This window comes from Phenylobacterium sp. (assembly GCF_036563285.1).
Taxonomy (GTDB): Bacteria; Pseudomonadota; Alphaproteobacteria; order Caulobacterales; family Caulobacteraceae; genus Phenylobacterium.
The window spans coordinates 237,678-262,500 of sequence record NZ_DATCMR010000008.1; the positions used below are offsets into that span (position 1 = coordinate 237,678).

A 24,823-nucleotide genomic window follows, 5' to 3' on the forward strand; every position below is an offset into this window, starting at 1 on the left:
TCGGGCGCATGGCCGATCTCGACCGCCGCAGCCTCATAACGCTCGCCGCCGCCACGCCGGCGCTGGCTGCAGCGACCGACCCGCCCGACCCCTCGGAGACCGTCCGCCTCTGGCCCGGGTCGCCGCCCAGCGCGCCCGCCGTCCTGCCGAAGCAAGAGATCGTCGACCGGGTCGCGACCTCCGGCTTCCGCGACCGCTTCGTCACCGGTGTGGGCGCCCCGCTGATGACCGTCTTCCGGCCCGTGCGGCCGAACGGCGCCGCGGCCCTGATCATCCCGGGCGGCGGCTACATCCGCGTGGTGATCGACAAGGAAGGGTTCGAGCTCGCCCACCGCCTCACCGCCGCCGGCGTCACCTCGTTCGTCCTGCGCTACCGGCTGCCGAAGGAAGGCTGGGCCAACGCCGCCGACGCGCCGCTGGCCGACGCCCAGCAGGCGATGCGGATCCTCCGCGCCCGGTCCACCGACTTCCGAATCGATCCGAAGCGGGTGCTGGCCATCGGCTTCTCCGCCGGCGGGCACGTCGCTGCGTCGCTCGCGGTGCGCTCGGACGGCGACGCCCGGCCCGACCTCTCGGCGCTGGTGTACCCGGTGATCAGCATGTCGCGGCCGCACGCGCACATAGGCTCGCGGGAAGCCCTGCTGGGCGCCTCGCCAGGCCCGGAGCGGGAGGCCGCCTACTCGCCGCACCTGCACGTCACCGCGCAGGCCCCGCCGACCTTCCTGGTCCATGCCGCCGACGACGCCTCTGTGCCGCTCGAGAACAGCCTCGCCTACCTCGCCGCGCTGCGCGCCCAGAAGGTCCCCGCCGAGGCGCACGTGTTCGAGGAAGGTGGCCACGGCTTCGGCCTGCGGCTGATCCGCGGCAAGCCCGGCGAGCGCTGGCCGGAGCTGCTGATGGCCTGGGCCGCCCGCCGCGGCTGGCTCGCATGATCACCCGCCGCAGCCTGATCGCCGCCGCGGCCGCCCTGCCCGTCGCGGCCCATGCCCAGCCGGCGGCGCCCGTCGCCCCAACCCGCTACGGCCCGGTGCGCGGCTACGTCGACCAGGGCGTCAGCGTCTTCAAGGGCGTCCGCTACGGCGTGGCGCAGCGCTTCCGCGCGCCGCAGCCGCCGCCCGCGTGGACCGGCGTCGCCGACGCCACCCGGTATGGTCCGGCCGCCCCGCAACGCGGCGCGGAGGCGAACCAGTCCGAGGACTGCCTGGTCCTCAACGTCTGGACGCCGGGCCTCGACCGCGGCCGGCGACCGGTGATGGTCTACATCCACGGCGGCGCCTATTCGAACGGCTCCGGGTCTTCGCCACTCTACGACGGCGTCAGGCTCTGCCGGCGCGGCGACGTGGTGGTCGTGACGTTGAACCACCGGCTGAACGCCTTCGGCTACGCCTACCTCGCGCCCTTGCTCCCCGAGCTCGCCGACAGCGGCAACGCCGGCCAGCTCGACCTGGTCCTGGCGTTGAACTGGGTGCGCGACAACATCGCCGCGTTCGGCGGCGATCCCACCAAGGTCATGGTGTTCGGCCAGTCCGGCGGCGGCGCGAAGATCGCGACGCTCATGGCCACCCCAGCCGCCGCCGGCCTCTTCCACCGCGCCGCCACCATGAGCGGCCAGCAGGTCACGGCCTCGGGCCCGAACAACGCGAGGCGCCGCTCCCTCACCTGGCTGGACGCCCTGAAGCTGAAGCCGGACCAGGCGCGCGAGGTGCTCACCCTGCCGGTCGAGCGTCTGTTGGAGGCGCAGGCAATCGAGGATCCGGTGCTGGGCTTCGGCGGCCTCTACTTCGGCCCGGTGCTCGACGAGCGCAGCCTGACGCGCCACCCGTTCTATCCGGACGCGCCCGCCCAATCCGCGAAGATCCCGATGATCATCGGCAACACCTTCGACGAGACCCGCGCCTTCATCCGCGCCGAGCCGGGCCTCACCTGGGACGACCTGCCGAAGCGTCTGACCTTCGCCAACCTGCGCGTGGACGTGAAGCCCGAGGCCGTCGTGGCCGAGTACCGCCGGCTGTACCCGCGCTATTCCCCCGAGGAGATCCTGTTCGCCGCGACCACCGCCGGCCGCTCCTGGCGTGCGGCCATCATCGAGGCGGAGGAACGCGCCAAGGCCGGAACGCCGGCGTGGGTCCACCAGCTCGGATCGGGCGGGGCGTTCAAGGCGCCGCACACCGCAGACATCCCGCTCGTCTTCGACAACGCCCAGCCCGACCAGCAAGCGCTCGCCGACCTGATGAGCGAGGCCTTCCTCGCCTTCGCCCGGTCGGGCGACCCGAACCATCGCGGCCTGCCACGCTGGACGCCGTACACTCTGCCGCGGCGCCGGACGCTGATCTTCGACTTCCCGCCACGATTGGCGGATGACCCGCGCGGCGCCGAGCGGCAGTTCTTCGGGAAGGTCCCGTACGTGCAGCCTGGGACGTGAATACTCGAAGATCGTCGTGGCCGGGCTTGTCCCGGCCACCCAGAAGCACCGAGGCCGCGGATCAGCCGGCCAGCGTCAGTGCTTCTGGATCCGCGGCACAAGGCCCGGGATGACGAGCTGATCTGGTGCGCCGCCTACCGCGCCAGCCAGCCGCCATCCACGGGGACGATGGCGCCATGCATATAGTCGCTCGCGGCGCTCGCCAGGAACACGGCCGCGCCGGCGAGGTCTTCCGGCCTGCCCCAACGGGCGGCGGGGATGCGCTCGAGGATCTGGCGGTTGCGGGTCTCGTCGGACTGCAGGGCCGCGGTGTTGTTGGTCGCGAAGTAGCCCGGCGCGATGCCGTTGACATTGATGCCCTTGGCCGCCCACTCGTTGCACAGCGTCCTGGTGATGCCGGCCAGGCCGCTCTTCGAGGCCGTGTATGACGGCACCCGCAGCCCGCCCTGGAAGCTCAGCATCGAGACGATGTTGATGATCTTGCCGCCCCGGCCCTCGGCCATCCAGCGCTTGGCCACCGCCTGCGAGAGGAAGAAGACCACCTTCAGGTTGGTGTCCATCACCGCGTCCCAGTCGTCCTCGGTGAAGTCGAGGCTGTCGGCCCTGCGGATGATGCCGGCGTTGTTGACGAGGATGTCGATCGCGCCCGCCTCCTCCACCACGCGGCCGATCGGCTCGGTCGTCGAAAAGTCCGCCGAGATGGCGGTGAACCTGCGGCCGGCCTGCTCGACCAGGCCGCGGGTCTCGTCGGGCGCGCTGCGGCCCACGGCGACGATGTCCGCGCCGGCCCGCGCGAGGCCCACGGCGATCCCCTGCCCCAGGCCGGTGTTGGCGCCGGTGACAAGCGCCCGCTTGCCGGTCAGGTCGAAGAGGCCGCTCATTTCAGCTGGCAGATGTCGAGGACGCGCATGTCGGTGTAGTCGAGGTTCTCCCCGCCCATCGCCCATATGAAGGCGTAGTTGGACGTCCCCGAGCCCATGTGGATCGACCAGGGCGGCGAGACCACCGCTTCGTCGTTGGCCATGATGATGTGGCGGGCCTTGTCCGGCTCGCCCATGAAGTGGAACACCCGGTCGTCCTTGCCGAGGCCGAAGTAGAAATAGACCTCGCTGCGGCGGTCGTGCAGGTGCGGCGGCATGGTGTTCCACACGCTGCCGGGCTTCAGGATGGTGAGGCCGAGCAGGAGCTGCGCAGACTTGCAGGTCGCCGGCACTACCAGCTGGTAGATGGTCCGCTCGTTGGAGGTCTCCAGGGCGCCGCGCTCCAGCGGCACGGCGTCGGCCAGCGAGAGCAGCTTGGTCTCGAACCGCGCGTGAGCCGGCGTCGAGACCAGGTAGAACTTCGTCGCGCCGGCGAAGGTCACGTCCTTCGACCCCATCGGCACGTAGAGGCAGTCCCGGGGCTGCAGGGTGAAGGCCTCGCCGTCGACGCTGACCGTCCCCGCCGCCTCGCCGACGTTGATCACCCCCAGCTCGCGCCGCTCCAGGAACGGATGGCCCGCGGCCGACTCCGGCTCGGCCTGGTCCGGCAGCTTCACGGCCGCGGCGGTCGGCGCGGCGCCGCCCACCACGAACCGCTCGTAGTGTGTGTAGTTCAGCACCACCTGGCCGGGGACGAAGAGGTCGCCGATCAGGTAGCGCTGGCGCAGCGTCTCGTTGTCGACGCCCTCCATCATGTCGGGATGGGTGGCGTGGTAGATCTTCTTGAACACCAGGTGCGCTCCGTCAGACGAGGGCGGGGGACGGCGCCGTCAGCGGCTCGTCCAGCTTGTAGGCCCGCTTGGGCAGGTTGTACGCCAGATCGACGATCACCTCGGCCGCCTCGTCCTCGGCGATGCGGTGCTCGGCCACCAGGCGGGCGAGGAAGCTCGCGTCGACGCGCCGGGCCACGTCGTGCCGCGCCGGGATCGACAAGAAGGCGCGGGTGTCGTCGTTGAAGCCCACGGTATTGTAGAAGCCGGCCGTCTCCGTGGTGTTCTCGCGGAAGCGGCGCATGCCCTCCGGGCTGTCGTGGAACCACCAGGCGGGGCCCAGCTTCAGCACCGGATAGTGGCCGGCCAGCGGGGCGAGCTCGCGGGCGTAGCTGGTCTCGTCCAGCGTGAAGACGATCACCGACAGCCGCGTGTCGTTGCCCAGGCGGTCGAGCAGCGGCTTCAGGGCGCGGACGTAGTCGGTGCGGGTGGGGATGTCGGCGCCCTTGTCGCGGCCGTACTCGCGGTGGAGCCAGCGGTTGTGGTTGCGGAACGAGCCCGGGTGGATCTGCATCACCAGGCCATCGTCCAGGCTCATCTTGGCCATCTCGGTGAGCATCTGGGCGCGGAACAGCTCGGCGTCCGCGGGCGTGAAGACGCCCTCCATCACCTTGTGGAACAGCGCCTCGGCCTCAGCTTCGGAGAGGTCGGCGGTGGCCGCCGTCGGGTGGCCGTGGTCGGTCGAGGTGGCGCCCATCTCCATGAAGGCGGCGCGGCGGATGCGGTGGGCCTCGAGATAGCCCTTCCAGCTCGCCACGTCCTGGCCAGTCATGGCCCCGAACTGCTCTATGGAGACGGCGAATTCCTCGTGCTCGGGATCGACAACCGGGTCGGGGCGGTAGGCGGTGACCACCCGACCCTTCCAGCCGCTCGCGCGCATGGCCTTGTGGTGGCGCAGATCGTCAGTGGGGCTCTCGGTCGTCGCCAGGAGCTCGATGTTGAACCGCTCGAACAGCGCCCGCGGCCGGAAGGCGTCGGTCTGCAGCGCCTCGCCGATGCGGTCGAAGTAGAGGTCGGCGGTCGAGGCGTCCAAGGCCTCGTTGAAGCCGAACACCTCCTTGAAGACGTGGTTCAGCCACATGGCCGACGGCGTGCCGCGGAACAGGTGGACGTTGCGGGCGAACAGCCGCCAGGCTTCCCGGGGATCGGCGCCGCTCGGGCCCCTGCGCGAGGGCACCCCCAGCTTCTCCAGCGGCACGCCTTGCGAATAGAGCATGCGGTAGAGGTAGTGGTCGGGCGCCAGGAACAGGCTGGTGGCGTCGGAGAACGGCTCGTTTTCGGCGAACCACTCCGGGTCGGTGTGGCCGTGCGGCGAGATGATCGGCAGGGACTTGACGCGCGCGTAGAGCCGGCGCGCCACCTCGCGCGTGGCGGGATCGGCCGGAAAAAGCCTGTCGTCGCTGAGCGTCAGCGTCCTGGCCATGGCTCGCCCTTTCGCGTCTTCCCCTGCTGGTTTGGTAACCGGTGTCATACACGGGTGCAAGCCGCTTCCACCCGCCGCGGGTTGTGCGCGATGAGTAAATTGACACCGGTTACCTAATGTCCCAATGTCCGCCCCGGCCAGACCGCAAACAGCGCCCGAGAGCGCCGGCCGGAGGACGAGAAAAGGTGAATCGACCGGCGGCGCAGGCCGCGACCCGCTTCGATCCGGCCACCGTGGCCCGGGCGTTCGTCGACGCGCGCCGTGCGGCAGCCGCCCTGCCCGAATTCCCCGGCCCGCTACCGGCCGACATGGCCGCCGGCTACCGCGTCCAGGACATCGCCATCGGCCTGTGGCCGGACGAGGTGGTGGGCTGGAAGGTCGGCAAGATCCCCGAGCACCTGCAGGCCGAACTGGGCGCCGAGCGCGTCATGGGCCCGGTGTTCGCCAGGAACGTCTGGCAGGCGGACGGCTCGGCGCCGACCCGCCTGCCCGTGATCGCCGGCGGCTTCGCGGCCGTCGAGGGCGAATACGTCTACCGCATCGGCGCCGACGCGCCCGCGGACAAGCTCGACTGGACGCCCGAGGAGGCGCTGGGGCTGGTGGAGACCATGCTCGTGGGCGTGGAGTTCGCCGCCAGCCCCTTGGCTACCATCAATGTGCTGGGGCCGCGCGTGGTCGCCAGCGACTTCGGCAACAACGCCGGTCTGGTGCTCGGGCGCGCCGTGCCGGACTGGAAGAACACGCCGGCGCCGGCCTGCGAAGCCTATGTGGAAGACAAGCTGGTGGGCCGCGGCTCGCCCGACTCGCTGCCGGGGGGGCCGGCGGGCTCGCTGGCCTTCCTGGCGGCCGCCTGCGCCCGGCGTGGACGGCCCCTGAAGCGCGGCCAGCTGGTCACCACCGGAGCCGCCAGCGGCATCCACGACATCGAGGCCGGACAGTCGGCCCGCATCACTTTCGGCGACCTGGACGAGATCCGCTGCGTGGCGGTCGCGGCCCGGCCGGCCCAGGGCGGGGAAGGAAATCCATGAGCACCAGCACCGCAGCCCCTGACATCGCACCCACCGCCGCGGCGGGACGCTACCGCTGGGTCGTGGTGGCGCTGCTGTTCATGGCGATGGTCATCAACTACGTCGATCGCCAGACGATCGGCCTGCTCAAGGCCGACCTGTCCAAGGAGTTCGGCTGGAGCGAGACGGACTATGCCGACCTGGTCTTCTGGTTCCAGGCCGCCTACGCGATCGCCTACCTGGCGTGGGGCCGGATCATGGACCGGATCGGCGCCCGCTGGGGCTTCGGCCTGGCCTTCCTGATCTGGCAGCTCGCCCACATCGCCACCGCTGGCGCGCGGTCGTTCGGCGGCTTCGTGGCGGCCCGCGTCATGCTGGGGATCGGCGAAGGCGGCGGCTTCCCGGGCGGCATCAAGGCGGTCGCCGAGTGGTTCCCCAAGAAGGAGCGCGCGCTGGCCACCGGCCTGTTCAACGCCGGCACCAACATCGGCGCCATCGTCACCCCGCTCGTGGTGCCCGCCATAGTGCTGGCCTGGGGCTGGCAGGCGGCGTTCATCGTCACGGGGGTGGCCGGGCTCGTGTGGCTGCCGATCTGGCTGCTCGTCTACCGCCGGCCGTCGGAGCACAAGAAGCTGTCGGCCGCCGAGCTGGCCTACATCCAGCGCGACCCGCCGGACCCGGTGGAGAAGGTGCCGTGGACCAAGCTGCTCGGCTACCGCGAGACGTGGGCCTATGCGATCGGCAAGTTCCTGATCGACCCGGTCTGGTGGATGTTCCTGTTCTGGCTGCCGGACTTCCTGGGCAAGCGCTACGGCCTCGACCTGAAGACCTTCGGCCCGCCCCTGATCGCCATCTACCTGCTCTCCGACGTGGGCAGTGTGGGCGGCGGCTGGCTGTCCTCGCGGCTGATGCACATGGGCTGGTCGATCAACCGGGCGCGCAAGACCACCATGCTGATCTGCGCCCTGCTGGCCGTGCCGGTGGCGTTTGCGGCCTTCGCCAGCAACGTCTGGCTGGCGGTGCTGATCATCGGCGTGGCGACGGCGGCCCACCAGGGCTTCTCCGCCAACCTCTACACCCTGCCCTCCGACGTCTTCCCGCGCTCGGCCGTGGGGTCGGTGATCGGCATCGGCGGGATGATCGGGGCCATCGGCGGCATGGCGATGTCGAAGTACGCCGGCTGGGTGCTCGAGCAGATCGGCACCTACACCCCGATCTTCGTGGTGGCGGCCTCGGCCTACCTGCTGGCGCTGCTGGTCGTGCACCTGCTGACGCCGAAGATGGAGCCGGTGAAGATCTGATGCGCGCGCTCGCTCTCCTCGTCCTGGCGATCGCCACGCCGGCCGCAGCCGCAGGCCCGGCGGCGGTGTTCGTCAACGAGAAGGACGTGGTCCGCCAGGAGCCGCCGCCGCACAACGGCCGCGGCATGAGCACGGCCTACCGGATCTCCGACGTCGCCCCGAACCGGACGATGGAGTTCAGGAAGCGCGTCCTCCACAAGGGCGCGGCCATCGGGCTCCACGTGCTCGGCCACGACGAGGTCTATTACGTGCTTTCGGGCTCAGGCGACGTCACCTCGGACGGCGTGACCAGGCGGCTCGGTCCGGGCGGGGCGGCCTACCTCTACAAGGGCGCGAACGTCGGGATCAGCCAGGTCGGCGACCAGGACTTGGCGCTGATCATCTCCTATCCCGTCGAGGCCAAGCCGGCTCAGTAGGGCGCCTGCGCGGTCGACTTGCGCACGATCAGGGTCGGCAGGCGGTCCTGCGGATCGCGGGCTTCCGTCTCGCGGCCGATCAGGCGCTCTACAGCCAGCCGGCCGATCTCGCGGGTCGGCGTGCGCACCGTGGTCAGTGTCGGCCACAGGCGCGAGGCGATCTGGAAGTCGTCGAAGCCGACCACCGACAGCTCCTCCGGCACGCTGATGTTCAGCTCGCGCGCGGCCTGCAGCACGCCGGCGGCCATCTCGTCATTGCCGGCGAATATCGCGGTGGGGCGCGGCTGCTGGGCAAGCAGGTTCAGCGCGCACTGGAAGCCGGACTCGAAGGTGTAGGCGCCCTCGACCACGTAGCGCCCGGTGAGCACCTGGGAGCGCTCGGCAAGCCCCTCCTCGAACCCGCGCCGCCGCTCGTGAGAGGAGCGGAAATTCACCGGCCCGGAGATGTGGCCGATGCGGGTGTGGCCGAGGTCGGCCAGGTGCACCGCGGCCTCCCGGCCCCCGATCCGGTCCCGGGTCTCGATCATGTGCTCGGGATCGTCGAGCGACACCGACGCCACGCGCACGTAGCTGCAGTCGATGTCGTTCAGCAGCTTCGCGGCCCGTTCGTCCTCGGAGACGGAAGGGGTCAGCACGACACCGAACAGCCGCTGGCGCTCGATGAAGCCCTTCAGGTCGGCGAGGAAGGTCGGGCTGTTGCGGTCGCAGGGGTGGACGACGAGCTCGAAGCCGGAGCCCTTCATCCCGTCGAGCAGGCCGAGCTGCATGTTCACGACGTACTGCGGGTTGGGGTTATCGTAGACCAGCCCGATCAGGAACGAGCGGCCGTAGGCCAGGGCGCGCGCCTGCGGGTCGGGCGCGTAGCCGAGGTCGGCGATCACCGCCTCGATCCGCTCGCGGGTGTCGGATCGGACGAAGGGCGAGGCGTTGATGACCCGGGAGACGGTCTTCTTGGAGACGCCCGCGATCCGCGCGATATCGTTGATGGTCGGGCGCCGCCCGTGGTCTCGGCCGGACGAAGGCTTGCTGTTGTGTGTGCTCACGGGCGGTCCGGCAGTTGCTGCGGCTATTCATAACCGGTGTTGTGCGGCGCGGAACAGCGCTCAGCTTGCATGCTCCATGACACCGGTTACCATTCTCCTATGAGCCACCTCCTGCAGATCGATCCCCGCGACGACGTCGCCGTGGCCCTGCGCCCCGTTTCGGCCGGCGATGCGGTGGCCGAAGGCGTCGTGGCGGCGGCTGACATCCCGGCGGGCCACAAGGTGGCGCTGCGGAGGATCGCGGCGGGCGAAGAGGTGCGCAAGTACGGCTGGCCGATCGGCCGGGCGACCGCGCCGATCGCCCCCGGCGAGCACGTCCACAGCCACAACCTGGCCACGGCGCTCACGACGCACGAGGACTACGCCTACGAGCCCGCTGCGCGGGAGACCCTGCCGCCGCCGGAGGGGACCTTCCTCGGCTACCGCCGCAAGAGCGGGAAGGTGGGGACGCGCAACGAAATCTGGATCCTGTGCACCGTGGGCTGCGTCGCGCGCACCGCGCAGAAGATCGCGGCCGAAGCCGACCGCCGCTTCAAGGGCCGCGTGGAGGGGGTGATCGCGCTCACCCACCCCTTCGGCTGCTCGCAACTGGGCGGGGACCTAGACGCGACGAGGACGATGATTGCGGCGCTCGCCGCACACCCGAACGCCGGCGGGGTGCTGATCCTGGGGCTCGGCTGCGAGAGCAATCAGCTCGCCGCCCTGCTGGAGTCCGCGCCCGACCTCGACCGCGAGCGCCTGCGCGCCTTCACCGCCCAGATTACCGAGGACGAGGTGGAGGAAGGGCTGAAGGCCGTCGAGGAGCTGGTCGCCGTCGCCGAGCGCGACGTGCGCGAGCCCTGCCCGATCGCCGACCTGGTGGTGGGGGTGAAGTGCGGCGGCTCGGACGGGTTCTCAGGGCTCACAGCCAACCCGCTGGTCGGCCGCATCGCCGACAAGGTCACCGCCGGCGGCGGCACCGCGGTGCTGACCGAGATCCCGGAGATCTTCGGCGCCGAGCGCCTGCTGATGGCCCGCGCCAAGGACGAGGCGACCTTCCGCGGGATCGCGGCCGTGGTGAACGACTTCAAGGCCTACTTCGTCGCCCACGGCGAGCCGGTCAGCGAGAACCCCTCCCCTGGCAATATCGAAGGCGGCATCACCACGCTGGAGGAGAAGTCTTTGGGCGCGGTGCAGAAGGCGGGTCGTGGGACCGTGACCGAGGTGCTCCGCTACGGCGAACGGGTCCGTGACAAGGGCGTGGTGCTGCTGGAGGCTCCGGGGAACGATGCGGTGTCGTCCACGGCCCTGACGGCGGCGGGGGCGACGGTGATCCTATTCACCACCGGGCGCGGCACGCCGCTGGGCTTCCCGGCGCCCACCCTGAAGCTCGCCACCAACTCCAGCCTCGCCCAGCGCAAGCCGCACTGGATCGACTTCGACGCGGGCCGCATCACGGCCGGCGAGAGCGTCGACGACGCCGCCGACCGGCTGATGGACCTGGTGCTGGCCACGGCCTCGGGACGGCTCACCAGGTCCGAAGAGAACGGCGAGCGCGAGATCGCGCTCTGGAAGCGCGGCGTCACCCTTTGAGGCGGCTGTCCGACGCGACGCTGGGCGAGGTGCGCACGCCGGTGCGCACGCCGGCCTACGACCGCAGCGCTGTTCAGGTGGGCGTCGTCCACTTCGGGCCCGGGGCTTTCCACCGCGCGCACCAGGCCTGCTACTTCGACGACATGCTGGCGCACGATCCGCGCTTCGCGATCTGCGCCGTCTCGCTGCGCACGCCGGACGTGCGCGATGCGCTGCAGCCGCAGGACGGCCTCTACACCGTCATGGAGCGCGAGGCGGAGCCGACGTTCCGGGTGGTGGGCTCGATCCGTGAGGTGCTGACCGCCAGCGATGAGTCCGAGGCTGTGTTCGCGCGGCTCGTCTCCCCGGGCGTGAGGTTCGTCACCTCCACCGTCACGGAGAAGGGCTACTGCCTCACGACCACCGGCGACCTCGATCTCGACCACGCGGACATCCGGCGTGACCTGGCGAGCCCCTCGCGGCCGGTCAGCTTCGTCGGCTGCGTCGTCGAGGCCGCTCGGCGCCGCCGCGAGGCGGGGATTGCGCCGCTCACGGTGATCAGCTGCGACAACCTGTCGAACAACGGCGCGAAGCTGCAGGCGGCCTGCGTCGCCTACGCCCGGGCCCGCGGCGAGCCGGCGGTGGCGGACCTGATCGGGGAAGCGGCCTTCCCCAACACAATGGTGGACTCAATCACCCCTGCGACCGACCAGGCGCTGCGCGACGACGTGGCCCAGGCGCTCGGTCTCGAGGACGCCTGGCCGGTGCAGCGCGAGCGGTTCTTGCAGTGGGTAGTGGAGGACAGGCTCGGCGCCGAGGGCGACGCCTTCACGCGCGCCGGCGTCACCCTGGCCCGCGACGTGGCGGCCTTCGAGAAGGCCAAGCTGCGGCTGCTGAACGGCGCGCATTCCACGCTGGCCTATGTGGGCCTGCGGCTCGGCTACGACACCGTCTCGCAGGCCATGGGCGACGAACGCCTGGCGGCTTTCGTGGAGCGCATGATGCGCCAGGACGTGCCGCCGACTCTGCGGGCCAGCGAGCTCGACGTGCCGCGCTACATCGGCGACGTGCTGGCCCGCTTCCGCAATCCGGCCATCGGTCACAAGCTCTCGCAGATCGCCTGGGACGGCTCCCAGAAGCTGCGGTTCCGGCTGCTGGAGACCACGGCCGAGCTGCTGGACCAGACGCGCCCCGTCGACCGCCCGGCCGTGGGCGTGGCCGCCTGGATAGGCTTCGTGGTTCGCCAGACGCAGGCGGCCGCACCGATCACCGATCCGCTGGCCGCGGAGCTCGGCGAGGTCGCCCGCCGCTGCACCGGCGCGGCGGAACAGGACGTCCACGAGTTCCTGGCCCTGAACGCCGTCTTCCCATCCGCGCTGGCGGCGCAGCCCACCTTCCGCGAGGCGGTGACACGCGCTTACGCCCTCCTGCGTGACTCGCCGGACACGGCCCTGGCGCTCTGACACGCCAAGCTGCGCCGGCTGTTGACACCGGTGTCACTGAGTCGCATGTTCTGCGCGACGGATCCGGGGGGCCTCTATCGCCTCCCTTAGTGCAACTGCGTCTGACACCGGTGTCAGAACCCTCTGGCGCCGATCTCAACAACAGCCGCATCGACGGCGGCGCTCCGGGAACAACCGGGGCATGGGGAGGAGACCAAGATGACCAAGGGCGCTCGCCTGAACCTGCTCGCGTACGGCGCGTCGGTTCTCGTTCTCGCTGCCGCCGGCGCGGCCCAGGCCCAGCCCAGCGGCCCGGGCGGCTCGCCTCCTGGCGCCCGCCTGCCCGACGGCGCCCAGCAGACCACGACCCCTGTGCGCGACGCTCCCCAGCCGGGCGGCGAGGTCGAAGAGCTGGTGGTCACCGGCTTCCGCGCGTCGATCGAGAGCGCCATCGCGGTGAAGCGCGAAGAGACCGGCGTGGTCGACGCGATCAAGGCCGAGGACATCGCCAAGTTCCCGGACAACAACCTCGCGGAATCCCTGCAGCGGATACCCGGCGTGGCGATCACCCGGGCCGGCGGCGAAGGCCGAAACATCACCGTCCGCGGCCTGGGCCCCGGCTCCACCCGCGTACGCATCAACGGTATGGAGGCGCTGGCTTCGACCGGCGCTTCGGACGCCGACGGCGGCGCCAACCGCGCCCGCTCGTTCGACTTCAACGTCTTCGCCTCCGAGCTCTTCAACAGCCTGGCGGTGCGCAAGACCGCCTCGGCGAGCGTCGAGGAAGGCTCGCTGGGCGCCACGGTCGACCTGACCACCTCGCGCCCCCTCGACTTCCGCACCGAGCAGACGCTCGTGCTGTCGGCGCAGGCTGGCTACAACGACCTGTCGAAGAGCTGGGACCCGCGCTACGCGGTGCTGGCCTCCAAGACCTTCATGGACGGCACGCTCGGTATCCTGGGCTCGGTCGCCTACTCCAAGCGCAACGTCCGCGAGGAGGGCTTCAACACCGTCCGCTGGGGCGAAGGCACGTCCAACGGCGGCTGGTGCAGCCCCGCCGGCTTCGACACCAACGCCACCACCGCGGGTCAGCAGTTCAACCCGGCGGCCAACGCCACGGTCGGGACCACGGCGGCCAACTGCTTCGCCGGCGATCCCCGCCTGCCGAACACCCAGGCCAATGTCGACAACTACCTGCGCGCCGCGGACCCCGGCAGCTGGCACCCGCGCATCCCGCGCTTCGCTCGCCTCGACTACGAGCAGGAGCGCCTGGGCATCACCGGCTCCATCCAGTGGAAGCCCACCGAGCGCACCCTGGTGAGCCTCGACTACCTCTACTCCGACTACAAGTCGCACCGGCTCGAGAACTACCTGGAGGGCATCTCCTTCAGCCGCGGCGCGGCCTCGCCTGAGTTCGGCAAGCCCTACATGATCCCGCGCATCTTCGAGACCGACGCCAACGGCACCCTCACCTACGGCGAGTTCGACAACGTCGACATCCGCCTGGAGAGCCGCGAGGACGAGCTGCGCACGATCTTCACGCAGTACACTCTGTCGGCCAGCCACGAGTTCAGTGACAGGCTGAAGGTCAGCGGCCTCTACGGCACCTCGAAGTCGAGCTTCAAGAACCCGATCCAGACCACGATCACCTTCGATCGCGCGAACCAGGACGGCTGGATCTACGACGCCCGCACCAGCGCGGACATGCCGTCGATCACCTGGGGCTTCGACATCACCGACCCCAACGCGTTCACCTTCACCAACGCGAACGCCAACGGCACGGTGCGTCCCTCGGAAGTCCGCCTGCGCCCGCAGTTCGTGCAGAACGCCTTCGACATGGCGGTCGGAGACGTGGAGTTCGAGTTCAACGACACCTTCACCCTGCGGGCCGGGGCGGTCTGGAAGAAGTACGTCAACGACGGCCAGGAATACCGCCGCACCAGCGAGTTCGCCTTGCCGGCCATGCCCGCGGGCGTGACGATGACCAGCCTGTCCACGCAGCTCACCGGCTTCGGCGACGGGCTGGACGGGACCAACATCCCGAACGGCTGGGTGGTGCCCAACTTCGCGGCCGTGGCGCAGGCCTACAACATCTACTCCGGGACGGGCCCCTTCGCCCTGTTCGGGATCGAGAACACCAACGCCCGCGGCAGCTGGCGCACGATCACAGAGGAGTCGACCGCCGGCTACCTGCAGCTCGACTTCGACACCGACGCCCTGCCCTGGCGCATCCGCGGCGACGTGGGCGTTCGCTACGTGCAGACCGACGTGACGGCCCAGGGCTACACCTTCGCCGGCGGCGCTCCCGTCCAGCTGACGGTGGAGAACTCCTACAACAACCTGCTGCCGGCCATGAACGTGGTGGCCGAGATCACTCCGAACTTCCTGGCCCGCGCCGCCGCGGCGAAGGTGATGGTGCGTCCCGGCCTGGGCGCGCTGAACCCGGGCGGCACGCTGAACACCACCGGCAACCTGACCATCACCGCCGGCAATCCGCGCCTGAAGCCGCAGGAGGCCAACACCTACGACCTGTCGTTCGAGTGGTATCCGGGCGGCAACGGCCTGGTGGCCATCGGCTTCTTCTGGAAGGACTTCCAGACCGACTTCGCCACCGTGCGCCTGACCGGCCCCTATTCGAGCTTCGGCCTGCCGGACTCGCTGCTGGTCGGCACCGGCCGTACGCCCAGTGACGAGGCGGCCTACACCACCACGATCAACACCGAAGGCGGCGAGCCGCTGAAGGGCTACGAGATCAACATCCAGCAGCCCTTCACCTTCATGGTGGACCGCTTCGGCACGCCGGAGTGGGTCGGCAACTTCGGGGTGCTGCTGAACTACACCCACGTGACGGGCACGTCGGTGTTCTGCGCGGGCACTCCGGTGAACGGCGTCTGCCCGGCTGGGCTGTCGCTGGAGAACCGCTCCACCAACATCTCGGAACAGTCCTACAACGCCACCCTGTTCTACGAGGACGACAAGCTGTCGGCCCGCGTGTCCCTGTCCCACCGCAGCGACTACCTGACAGCGGTGCCGTCGGCGAACCAGGGCAGCCTGATCACAGGCCGGCGGCAGGACTACCAGGACGCCGACTGGGTGCCCGACGTGACCACGGTCGACGCCTCGGTGTCCTACCAGCTCACCGAACAGCTGAAGCTCAGCCTCGAGGGCCTGAACCTCACCGACGAGCATCAGCGCCAGTACAACGACACCCGGGCCCAGCGTGTGTGGACCAACCACCACTTCGGCCGCCAGTACTACGTCGGGCTCCGCTACACCTTCTAGCGTCCGACAGGCGGACCGGGTCCCTCCTCCCTGCCCGGTCCGCCCTTCTGTATCCGGAGCAATCGATGGCCACCCGCAGGGACCTCCTCGCCACCGGCGCCGCCGGCCTCGCCACTCTCGTCGCCGGAGGCGCAGCCGCGCAGGCCGCCGATCCCTGGGCCGAGGCCGCGGCGATCGTGGCGCGCATCCGCCCGCCGACCTTCCCCAACCGTGACTTCCCCGTGGCGCAGTTCGGCGGCGACCCGCACGCCGTTTCGGATTCCAGCGAGGCCTTCCGCCAGGCCATCGACGCCTGCCACGCGGCGGGCGGCGGGCGCGTGCTCGTCGGTCCGGGCGAGTGGCTGACGGGCCCGATCCATCTGAAGAGCAACGTGAACCTGCACCTGGCGAAGGGCGCCGTCGTCCGGTTCAAGACCGATCCGAAAGCCTACCTGCCGCTGGTCTTCACCCGGTGGGAAGGCATCGAGTGCATGAACTACTCGCCGTTCGTCTATGCGATCGACTGCGAGAACATCGCCATCACGGGCAAAGGCACGCTCGACGGTCAGTGCAGCCGCGAGCACTGGTGGACCTGGAAGGGCCCCTGGAAGCAGAACCAGCACGGCTGGGTGGAAGGGATGCCAAACCAGCGCCCAGCCCGGGCGCGTCTCTTCCAGATGGCGGAGGAGCGTACGCCGGTCGCTCAGCGGATCATGGGGGAAGGCGCCTACCTTCGCCCGCCGTTCATCCAGCCGTACCGCTGCAAGAACGTGCTGATCGAGGGTGTCTCCCTGCGCCGCTCGCCCTTCTGGCAGGTGCACCCGGTGCTCTGCACCAACGTCACCATCCGCAAGCTCGACATCAACAGCCACGGGCCGAACAACGACGGGATCGATCCGGAGTCGTCCCGCGATATCCTGATCGAGGACTGCTACTTCTCCACCGGCGACGACTGCATCGCGATCAACTCGGGCCGCAATGAGGACGGCCGGCGCGTGAACGTGCCGTCCGAGAACATCGTCATCCGCAGGTGCCGCATGGCCGACGGCCACGGCGGCCTGACCATCGGCAGCCAGATCTCCGGCCACGTGCGCAACGTCTTCGCCGAGGACTGCCGGCTCGACAGCCCGAACCTCGACCACGCCATACGCTTCAAGAACAACGCCCTGCGCGGCGGGATCGTGGAGCGGATCCGCTACCGCAATCTGCAGGTGGGCGAGGTCCGCAAGGCCGTGGTCACGGTGGACTTCAACTACGAGGAAGGCGCCAACGGCCGCTTCACCCCGGTGCTGCGCGACGTGGTGGTGGAGAACGTCAGGAGCGCCAAGAGCACGCGGGCGGTGGACCTGCAGGGGCTGCCCAAGGCGCCCGCGCGTGACATCACCCTGGTGAACTGCGACTTCCAGGGCGTGGCGGAGCCGTCGGTCGTGCGCTTCGTCGAGGACCTGAAGCTCCGGAACGTGCGGGTGAACGGCCGCAACGTCCGCGACCTCTCGGTCGTCTGATGCTGCGTCTCGTGGCGCTCTGCGCCGCCCTCGCTTTCGCGCTTCCGGCCGCCGCCCAATCGCGCAGCGACGCCGAAGCCTGGCGCGCGGCCGAGCAGATGGCGGCGTCCATCGCCCCACCTCGGATCCCCGCCAGGACCTTTGCGCCGCGCGCGAGGCCGGACGGCAGGAGCGACACCCGGCCTGCCATCCAGGCGGCGATCGCGGCGGCCTCTCGGGCGGGCGGCGGGCGGGTGGTGCTGGGCCCCGGCGTCTGGTTCTCGAAGGGGCCCATCCGGCTCGCCAGCCGCATCGAGCTGCACCTGCAGAAGGGCGCCACCCTGCTCTTCTCGCCGGACCCCGCCGACTATCTGCCGCCGGTGAAGACACGATGGGAGGGGACGGAGGTCTTCACCTATTCGCCGCTGGTCTATGCCGCAGGCGTGGAGGACGTGGCGATCACGGGCGAAGGCGTGATCGACGGCAATGCGAAGAGCGGCTTCCACCTCTGGGCCAAGCTTGCCGAGCCCGACTTCCAGCGCCTGCGGCGGATGGGGTTCGAGGGCGCCCCCGTCGAGCGGCGCATCTTCGGCCAGGGCACGCACCTGCGCCCGCCGCTGGTGCAGGTCTTCGGCGGCAAGCGCGTGCGGCTGGAAGGCTTCACGGCGAAGAACTCGCCGTTCTGGGTGAACCACCTGGTCTACGTCGACGAGGCCGTGGTGCGCGCAATCCGCGTGGAGAGTCACTTCCCCAACAACGACGGGGTGGACGTGGAGAGCTCCACCCGCGTGCTGGTGGAGAAGAGCCACTTCCGCACCGGTGACGACAGCGTGGTCATCAAGTCCGGCCGCGACCTGGACGGACGGCGGATCGGCCGGCCCAGCGCCTGGGTGCTGGTGCGCGACAACGACATGGGCGGCGAGGACGGCATCGCGCTCGGCAGCGAGATGTCCGGCGGCATCCACGACGTGTTCTTCACCGACAATGTGCTGAGGAAGGGCGTCTCGGCGATCCGCTTCAAGGCCAACCTCGACCGCGGCGGCACGGTCGAGCGCGTGCGCGTGCGTCGCATGACCATCGAGGCCTTCGACACGCTGTTCTGGTTCCAGTTGAACTATCCAGGCGAGCTGGGGGGCAACTTCCCGTCCACCTACCGTGACATCGTCTTCGAAGACTTCCGGGTGGAGCGCGTGGGGACCTTCTTCGACGCCCACGCGCCCGCCAACGCGCCGCTGAAGGACGTGACGCTCAGGAACATCCGCGTCGGAGAGGCCAAGACGCCGCTGGTGCTCGAGAACGTGGAAGAGCTTAGGCTGGAGAACGTCGTCCTGGGCGCCCAGCGCATGGACGGCTTCGTGAAATCCCAGGCCGTGGGGGCAAGGCCATGACACCGAACCGCAGAACCGTCGTCGCCGGCGCAGCCGCCACCGCAGCCGTGGCAGCCGGCTCCGCCGCCCGCGCTCAGGCGCCGCGGAAGCGATACGCCATCGTGGGCGTCGGCCACCGCTCGCGAATGTACCAGGACGCCATCTGGGGCCCCTACAAGGCCCACGCCGAGCTGGTGGGGATCTGCGACACCAACCCGGGCCGTCTGGCCTACGCCCGCAAGCGGGCCCTCGACGCCCGCGCCGCCGAGCCGGCCGCCTTTGCGCACACCGACTTCGACCGCATGATCCGCGAGACGAAGCCGCAGGTGGTGATCGTCACCACCGTGGACGCAACCCACGACGCCTACATCGTCCGCGCCCTGGACCTGGGCTGCGACGTCATCACCGAAAAGCCGATGACCACCACGGCGCCCAAGGCGCAGGGGATCCTCGACGCCTGCCGCCGCTCCGGCAAAGACCTGCGGGTCACCTTCAACTACCGCTACTCGCCGCCGCGGACGCAGGTGAAGGACCTGCTGATGAGCGGGGAGATCGGCGACATCCTGTCGGTGGACTTCAACTGGCTGCTGAACACCAACCACGGGGCCGACTACTTCCGCCGCTGGCACTCCAACAAGGCGAGCTCCGGCGGCCTGATGGTGCACAAGGCCACCCACCACTTCGACCTGGTGAACTGGTGGCTCTCCGCGGTTCCCGAGACCGTCTGGGCCTACGGCAAGAAGGAGTTCTACACCCCGGCCACCGCGCGCCGGATGGGCCTGTCGGGGCCGCACCGGCGCTGCATGACCTGCCCGGAGAAGGCCAAGTGCAGCTTCTACCTGGACCTAACGCGCGACGCCTCGCTGAAGGCGCTCTACGTAGATAACGAGCACCACGACGGCTACTTCCGCGACCAGTGCGTCTGGCGTCCCGAGATCGACATCGAGGACACCATGAACGTGATCGTGAAATACGACACGGGCGCGACGCTCAGCTACTCCCTCAACGCCTGCAATGCCTGGGAGGGCTACACGATCGCCTTCAACGGCACGAAGGGCCGGCTCGAGCACCAGATCGTCGAGCAGGTCTATGTGGCCGGCGCCGACATGGTGCAGGGCGGGGTCGCATCGGGCGGCGTGACGACGCGGGTGATGCCGTTGCGCGGCGCGCCGAAGAGCCTGGAGCCCTGGACCGGCGAAGGCGGCCACGGCGGCGGCGACAAGCTGATGCTCGACGACATCTTCCTGCCGGGCAGCCACACCGACAAGTACGCACGGGCCTCGGACCAGAACGGCGGCGCCTACTCGATCCTGATCGGGGCCGCCGCCAACCGCTGCTTCGAGACCGGCGGGCCGGTGCGCATCGCGGACCTCGCGACCGGCCTGAAACGGCCGCCCTTCACGCCCATGCCCACCCGGGCCGATCCCGTGCCGATGCCGCCGAGGCGGTCCCGCTAGGGACGCGCCTTCCCTTCCGCGAGCTCGGCCAGCCAGATCTCGAGGTTCGTGTAGCCGTCGCCGTCGATATCCTCGTGGCCTTCGGGGCGCACGGGATCGAGCCCTCGCCGGTGCTCCCACTCGTCGGGCATCCCGTCCTCGTCGGAGTCCTGGCGGGCGCGGCCGCGGGCGAGCTCGGGCCAGCCGCCGACGGAGGCCTGGCTGTCGACGATCCGGCCCTGGCGGCTGCGGATGCCCTCGACGATGCGCGCGTCGACCGGATCGCGCGGCCTCGAGGCGCCGGCCTCGAACAGCACCCGGCGGTAGGCGTCGGCCGCAGCCTCCGCGGTCACGGGGGCAACGTCCGGCGGGCCTGGCAGGCGGTAGTCCGCCGGGGGCGCGCCGATCACCAGGCTCCAGGGATCCTTCGGCGCCACGCCGTCCATCAGGTTGCCGGCGAACCAGGCCTTCGAGAGCCGGTTCTTCTCCTCGAACGCCGACTTGCCCTTGGAATCCGGTCCCGGCACGTAGGCGTTGTCGACGAAGCTGTAGGTGATGTGCGCCGCCTCGTCGGCGTTGTAGCCCGCCCGCTCGCGGCCCCAGTTGTAGAAGACGTTGGAGCGGAACTCGATCACCGGACCCGTCGGGTCCTTGTCAGGGCCGTTGTAGTTGCCCGGCCGGGGCATCCGGGCCGTGTGGCTGGCCCACAGGTTGTGGTGGAAGCTCATCCGCGCTCCGTAGCCGCCGCGCACAAGGCTGCCGTAGCCGTGCTCGCCCTTGTCGTGCTTCGAGCGGTTCAGGGACTCGGCGATCACCGACCACTGCACCGTGACGTCATAGACGCCGGCCTCCGGCGGGTCGTAGCGGGACCCGGCCGAGAGCGTCTCGTCCACCGACCAGCTGGCGGAGACATGGTCGAGGATGATGCGGCGCCCCCGCACGATGTCGATGGCGTCGGCCTGGACGCCGGTCTCGTCGCCCAGCCGGGAGCGGACGAAACGCACCACCACGTCGTCGGCGGCGATCACCAGCGGCTGGTCCCGCAGGGTGATCCCGCCGCCCGGCGCCGTCTGACCGGCGATGGTGATGCGGCCGTTGCGGACGCGCAGGGGCGTCTTCAGCCGGATCGTCCCGCCCGTCTCGAAGATCACGGTGCGCGGACCCTTGGCTTCCACGGCCGCGCGCAGGGTGCCGGGGCCGGAATCCTCAAGGCTGGTCACCTTCACGACCGCGCCACCGCGCCCGCCGAGCGACAGCCGCCCGGCCCCCTCCGCGCCGGGGAACGCCACCACGTCGGGCGGCCCCGCCGGCGGCGCGGTGGCGCAGCCGGCGAGCAGCATCAGGGGAAGGAGCATCAGAATCGGCCGCATGGACCAATCCTAGAACTTGTAGCGGACGCCCACGTAGTACTGACGGCCCGAGTGCTGGTACGTCGACGGACTGTTGCGGACGCTGTCCACATAGCGGTCGTTGTACTCGTCGGTCAGGTTCAGCGCCTCGAGCGTCAGGGCGAAGTTGTCGTTGATCTCGTAGCGGGCCGAGGCGTCGACGTTCAGCGTCTCGTTCTTGCCTTCCACGTCGTTGTTGTTCTGCCCCGGGATGCGGGTCAGGAAGCCGGCGCGGTAGGACGCCGAGAGACGGGCCATGAACCGCTCGTCTTCGTAGTAGAACGTGGCGTTGTAGGCGTTTTTCGAGAGGTTCAGCAGGTCGTTGGTCACATAGGCGGTGCCCGCGACGCTGGTGGCGTACCGGATCTTCGACTCCACCCAGGTGTAGTTGAGGATCGCCCCGAAGTTGCCCGTCCACTCCGGCAGGCCGAACCGCTCCGGGAGGAAGGTGAACGGCTGCTGGTAGCTCACCTCGATGCCCTTCAGCGGCCCGCCCGGGGTGTTGACGAACGTGGTGAAGTCCCAGAGCTCGGTTCCGTCGAAGTTGGACGGCACGATCGTCGAGGCCTCGCTGGCCAGCGGGCCCTCGCTGAAGGGGATGTCGTCGATCCTCAGGTTCTGGATGTAGGTCGAGATGTCCTTGTGGAAGAAGGCGAAGGACAGGAGCGACTCCGGCGCGAAGTACCACTCGGCGCTGAAGTCGTAGGTCTTGGCGCGGAACGGCTGCAGCAGCGGGTTGCCGAGGTTGGCCGACGGATTGGCGCGGTTCGACGTGGTGGTCGAGCCGCCGGGGTTCAGGGAGGTCAGGGTCGGGCGCGCCATCACCTTGGCCGCGCCGAAGCGCAGCACCAGGTCGTCGCGTACGTCCCAGGCCAGGTTGATGGACGGCAGGGTGTCCGAGTAGCGGTTCTCCACCGTCACCAGGGTGCCGGACGCCCGCGACTGATAGCCGGTGGCGAACAGCGCCGTCGTGACGTAGCGCAGGCCCAGGTCGCCGCGCAGGCCGCGGCCGAGCACGTCGGTGTTGAACGACAGCTGCGCATAGACGCTGTCGTCGTCCTCCTTGATCATCTGGTTCAGGCGCCGCGCGTCACCGTTGGTGGGCCCCGTCATCCGGAAGTCGTCGGGGTCGTCGCTGGCGCCGCCCGGCAGCGGGCCGTTGCAGTTGCAGTAGATGTTGTAGGCGCTGGCGAAGGCCTGGACGTTGGGGATCACCCAGCCCGAAGGCGCGCCGGCGGGCAGGTTCGAACCGAAGCCTGTGAGCGTGGTGGCGAGGCTGGCGCTGGTGACGCCGGCCGGCAGCGGCGGGAGGCTGTCGGTCTGGTTCTGCCGGCGCTGCTCGTAGGTGAAGAAGTCGTAGCGCTTGATCGCCGCGCCCCATTTGAACGAGACGCTGGGGAGGGCCTCGAAGGTGAAGTCCAGGCGCGCCGTCTTCAGCTCGTTCTCAACCCCCTGGGGACGCAGCCGCAGCTCGCTCAGCAGGGCCGCGGGCGTGCCGGCCGGCGTGACTTGCCATTGGGCAGGGTCGTTAGGATCGAAGCCGAGCGTCATCGCCGGCATCCGCTCGCCGCTACGGTAGTCCCAGGAGAAGCCCTGAACGTTCTGGCGCTCGAGCGTCACCGTCGTCTGCACGGGGCTGTCGAAGTCCGAGAAGGCGCGGCCCGCGATGAGGCTCATGCGGAACTGGTCGGTGAACTCGTGATCCAGCGACAGCGTGTACTGCGAGAACTCGGTGCTGAGGTCCGAGTAGGTCGTCGACGTGCGGAAATCGACGTTGTTGAAGCGGCCGTAGACCAACTGCCCGTTCTGGTCGACCTCCGCCTCCAGGACATGGGTCTGCGGCTTTCCGCCGACGGTGGAGTCACGGCTGAAGGAGATGGCCGAGAGACCGCTGTCGACCCGGATGGTGTCGAGCTTCGCCAGCAGAACGTCGAGGTTCACCGTGGTGCGGTCGGTGGCGCGGAACTGGAACGAGCCGGTGAGGCCGTAGCGGTCGTTCTCGTAGTCGCTGCGGGCGTAGCTCGGCAGGCGCGGATGGAAGGTCGTGGCGGCGCTGGCCAGCTGGTAGGCGGCGACGTTCTGCGGCGTGTTTGCCGGGCGCGGCACGCCGGTGGCGCAGTTGGCCGCCGTGGCGCCGATCGCCGTGGTGTTCGGCCGGTTCTGCGGCGTGAAGCCCACCGGCGAACAGAAGCCCTGCACCGACGGCCCGTTGTCCCAGCGGGTGGAGTTGTAGCCTTCCTCGCGCACGTTGCGCTTGGTGTAGGCCAACGAGACCAGCGCGCCGATGCGGCCGTCGAGCCATGTGTTGGACAGGAGGATCGCCGCGCGGGGGTCCCAGCTCTCCGCCAACTCGTTCATGCCGTACTCGAGGGAGGCGGCGGCGGTGAACCCCTTGAAGTCGAACGGCCGCGAAGTCTGCAGGTCGACGGTCGCGCCCAGCGAGCCCTCCTCCACCTCGGCCGCCTGGGTCTTGCGGACCGTGACGCTGTTGAACAACTCCGAGGCGAAGATATTGAAGTCGAAGCCGCGGCCGCGGTTGGTGCCCGCGCCGCTGTCCGGGCCCCCGGTGGTGGCGAGCGCTTCGATGCCGTTCAGCCGCACGCGGGTGAAGTCGGGCCCCAGGCCGCGGACGCTGATCGAGCGGCCCTCCCCAGCCTCGCGGTCGATGGAGACCCCCGGGATCCGCTGGATCGCTTCCGCCAGGTTGTTGTCGGGGAAGTCGGCGATGTCCTCCGCCTTGATCACGTCCACCACGGAGGTCTCGGCGCGCTTGACCTCGACCGCATTGGCCAGGCTGGCGCGGAAGCCGGTGACGACCAGTTCCTCCACGTCCGCCGCCTGGGCGAAGGCCGGACCGGCGGCCACGGCCGTCAGCAGGGCGGCGGCCGCGGCGCTGGCGCGCAGCGAAAGGACGTAAGCTTTGGACTGATGCACGACGAGGCCCCCGGACGTTTCCTGACACCGGTGTCAACGCTCGACAGAGTCTCTCTGACACCGGTGGCAAAAGACTACCCGACGGCGCGGGCTTGGCAAGTGGGCTGCGGAATTGTCCCGCGATCTTGCAGGGATAACCGCGATCTGTGATCTCTACGGGATGGCGGGGGAGGCTCAATTGCGCGGCATGCTGATCGCTTCTGCGGCCGTGGCCGCGCTTGCGCTGCCCGCGGCGGCCGCGGACTACCGTGCGCCTCGCACGGCTTCGGGAGCGCCTGACCTGGGCGGCGACTGGACCAACCGCTCGCTCACCAGCCTCGAGCGCCCGAAGGATTTCAAGACCCTGGTGGCTACCGGCGAGGAGGTCGCCGTCTACGAGACGAAGCGCCGGGGCCAGCCCCCTGAGGCGCCGCCGGACGACACCGTCGGAGGCCTGGAATCGGAGTGGTGGGAGACGGACGTCGGGCTGGCGCGGATCCGCGGCCAGGCGCGCACGTCCTGGCTGGTCTCGCCCGCCGACGGCCAGCTGCCGCTGCGCGCCGAGGCCGTGGCCTTCTTCAAGGCGCGGCGCGAGCGCAACAAGACCAACTACGACAAC

General features: G+C 69.8%; 18 protein-coding genes (1 of these 18 running past the window's edge). 12 read left to right on the forward strand and 6 right to left on the reverse strand.

Going from position 1 to position 24,823, the window contains the following annotated elements; translation table 11 throughout:
- Positions 1-8: 8 nt before the first annotated feature.
- Together VIL76_RS09455 and VIL76_RS09460 are read left to right on the forward strand one after the other, a co-directional pair.
- Complete coding sequence (locus VIL76_RS09455) at positions 9-932, forward strand: alpha/beta hydrolase (RefSeq protein ID WP_332044773.1); 924 nt, start codon at positions 9-11, stop codon at positions 930-932.
- The gene (locus VIL76_RS09460; protein WP_332044774.1) at positions 929-2,422 is read left to right on the forward strand and encodes a carboxylesterase/lipase family protein; all 1,494 of its coding nucleotides are present in this window, start codon (positions 929-931) and stop codon (positions 2,420-2,422) included. Before VIL76_RS09455 ends, VIL76_RS09460 begins: the two co-directional genes overlap by 4 nt.
- Positions 2,423-2,556: 134 nt before the next feature.
- On the opposite strand, the gene kduD is transcribed toward VIL76_RS09460, so the two are convergent.
- Genes kduD through uxaC form a run of 3 tightly spaced genes read right to left on the reverse strand, consistent with a single transcriptional unit; the run spans position 2,557 to position 5,595 of the window.
- Positions 2,557-3,303: a 2-dehydro-3-deoxy-D-gluconate 5-dehydrogenase KduD gene (kduD, locus tag VIL76_RS09465; protein ID WP_332044775.1), complete on the reverse strand. Its 747-nt coding sequence runs from the start codon at positions 3,301-3,303 to the stop codon at positions 2,557-2,559.
- Entirely contained in the window at positions 3,300-4,133 is an 834-nt protein-coding gene (kduI, locus tag VIL76_RS09470; protein WP_332044776.1) for a 5-dehydro-4-deoxy-D-glucuronate isomerase, read from the reverse strand. The genes kduD and kduI overlap by 4 nt, the downstream gene beginning before the upstream one ends.
- A gap of 13 nt (positions 4,134-4,146) precedes the next feature.
- Complete coding sequence (gene uxaC, locus VIL76_RS09475) at positions 4,147-5,595, reverse strand: glucuronate isomerase (RefSeq protein WP_332044777.1); 1,449 nt, start codon at positions 5,593-5,595, stop codon at positions 4,147-4,149.
- A gap of 185 nt (positions 5,596-5,780) precedes the next feature.
- On the opposite strand from uxaC, the gene VIL76_RS09480 reads away from it, so the two are divergent.
- From VIL76_RS09480 to VIL76_RS09490, 3 genes are read left to right on the forward strand one after another with little or no spacing between them, the layout of a single operon-like run.
- Entirely contained in the window at positions 5,781-6,623 is an 843-nt protein-coding gene (locus VIL76_RS09480) for a 2-keto-4-pentenoate hydratase (protein ID WP_332044778.1), read from the forward strand.
- A complete protein-coding gene (locus VIL76_RS09485) occupies positions 6,620-7,903 on the forward strand; it encodes an MFS transporter (protein WP_332044779.1) in 1,284 nt (427 codons plus the stop codon). Before VIL76_RS09480 ends, VIL76_RS09485 begins: the two co-directional genes overlap by 4 nt.
- The gene (locus tag VIL76_RS09490) at positions 7,903-8,319 is read left to right on the forward strand and encodes a cupin domain-containing protein (RefSeq protein WP_332044780.1); all 417 of its coding nucleotides are present in this window, start codon (positions 7,903-7,905) and stop codon (positions 8,317-8,319) included. The genes VIL76_RS09485 and VIL76_RS09490 overlap by 1 nt, the downstream gene beginning before the upstream one ends.
- Here the strand turns inward: VIL76_RS09490 and VIL76_RS09495 are convergent.
- Positions 8,313-9,362 carry a LacI family DNA-binding transcriptional regulator gene (locus VIL76_RS09495; protein WP_332044781.1) on the reverse strand — a complete coding sequence of 350 codons (1,050 nt, stop codon included), beginning with the start codon at positions 9,360-9,362 and terminating at the stop codon, positions 8,313-8,315. The genes VIL76_RS09490 and VIL76_RS09495 overlap by 7 nt on opposite strands.
- A gap of 99 nt (positions 9,363-9,461) precedes the next feature.
- Between VIL76_RS09495 and VIL76_RS09500 the strand changes: the two genes are divergently transcribed.
- The 6 genes from VIL76_RS09500 (at position 9,462) to VIL76_RS09525 (ending at position 19,924) form a co-directional block, all read left to right on the forward strand.
- Positions 9,462-10,934 carry an altronate dehydratase family protein gene (locus VIL76_RS09500; protein WP_332044782.1) on the forward strand — a complete coding sequence of 491 codons (1,473 nt, stop codon included), beginning with the start codon at positions 9,462-9,464 and terminating at the stop codon, positions 10,932-10,934.
- The gene (locus tag VIL76_RS09505) at positions 10,931-12,376 is read left to right on the forward strand and encodes a mannitol dehydrogenase family protein (protein WP_332044783.1); all 1,446 of its coding nucleotides are present in this window, start codon (positions 10,931-10,933) and stop codon (positions 12,374-12,376) included. The genes VIL76_RS09500 and VIL76_RS09505 overlap by 4 nt, the downstream gene beginning before the upstream one ends.
- A gap of 198 nt (positions 12,377-12,574) precedes the next feature.
- Positions 12,575-15,637, forward strand: coding sequence for a TonB-dependent receptor (locus VIL76_RS09510; RefSeq protein WP_332044784.1), 3,063 nt, complete (start codon positions 12,575-12,577; stop codon positions 15,635-15,637).
- Between the two features lie 65 nt (positions 15,638-15,702).
- Entirely contained in the window at positions 15,703-17,121 is a 1,419-nt protein-coding gene (locus VIL76_RS09515) for a glycoside hydrolase family 28 protein (RefSeq protein ID WP_332044785.1), read from the forward strand.
- The gene (locus tag VIL76_RS09520; RefSeq protein ID WP_332044786.1) at positions 17,121-18,488 is read left to right on the forward strand and encodes a glycoside hydrolase family 28 protein; all 1,368 of its coding nucleotides are present in this window, start codon (positions 17,121-17,123) and stop codon (positions 18,486-18,488) included. Before VIL76_RS09515 ends, VIL76_RS09520 begins: the two co-directional genes overlap by 1 nt.
- Positions 18,485-19,924 carry a Gfo/Idh/MocA family oxidoreductase gene (locus VIL76_RS09525; protein ID WP_332044787.1) on the forward strand — a complete coding sequence of 480 codons (1,440 nt, stop codon included), beginning with the start codon at positions 18,485-18,487 and terminating at the stop codon, positions 19,922-19,924. Before VIL76_RS09520 ends, VIL76_RS09525 begins: the two co-directional genes overlap by 4 nt.
- On the opposite strand, the gene VIL76_RS09530 is transcribed toward VIL76_RS09525, so the two are convergent.
- Positions 19,921-21,273 (reverse strand): pectate lyase, encoded by a 1,353-nt coding sequence (locus tag VIL76_RS09530; protein WP_332044788.1) that lies wholly within the window; start codon positions 21,271-21,273, stop codon positions 19,921-19,923. The two genes, VIL76_RS09525 and VIL76_RS09530, sit on opposite strands and share 4 nt — an antisense overlap.
- Before the next feature lie 9 nt (positions 21,274-21,282).
- On the reverse strand, positions 21,283-24,225 hold the full coding sequence (locus VIL76_RS09535; protein ID WP_332044789.1) for a TonB-dependent receptor: 2,943 nt from the start codon (positions 24,223-24,225) through the stop codon (positions 21,283-21,285).
- Positions 24,226-24,412: 187 nt separating this feature from the next.
- Here VIL76_RS09535 and VIL76_RS09540 point away from each other — a divergent pair, with 187 nt between their 5' ends.
- Positions 24,413-24,823 carry the 5' portion of a hypothetical protein gene (locus tag VIL76_RS09540; protein ID WP_332044790.1) on the forward strand. It continues 558 nt past the right edge of the window, so the window shows 411 of its 969 coding nt (coding positions 1-411); it begins with the start codon at positions 24,413-24,415; its stop codon lies beyond the right edge, outside the window.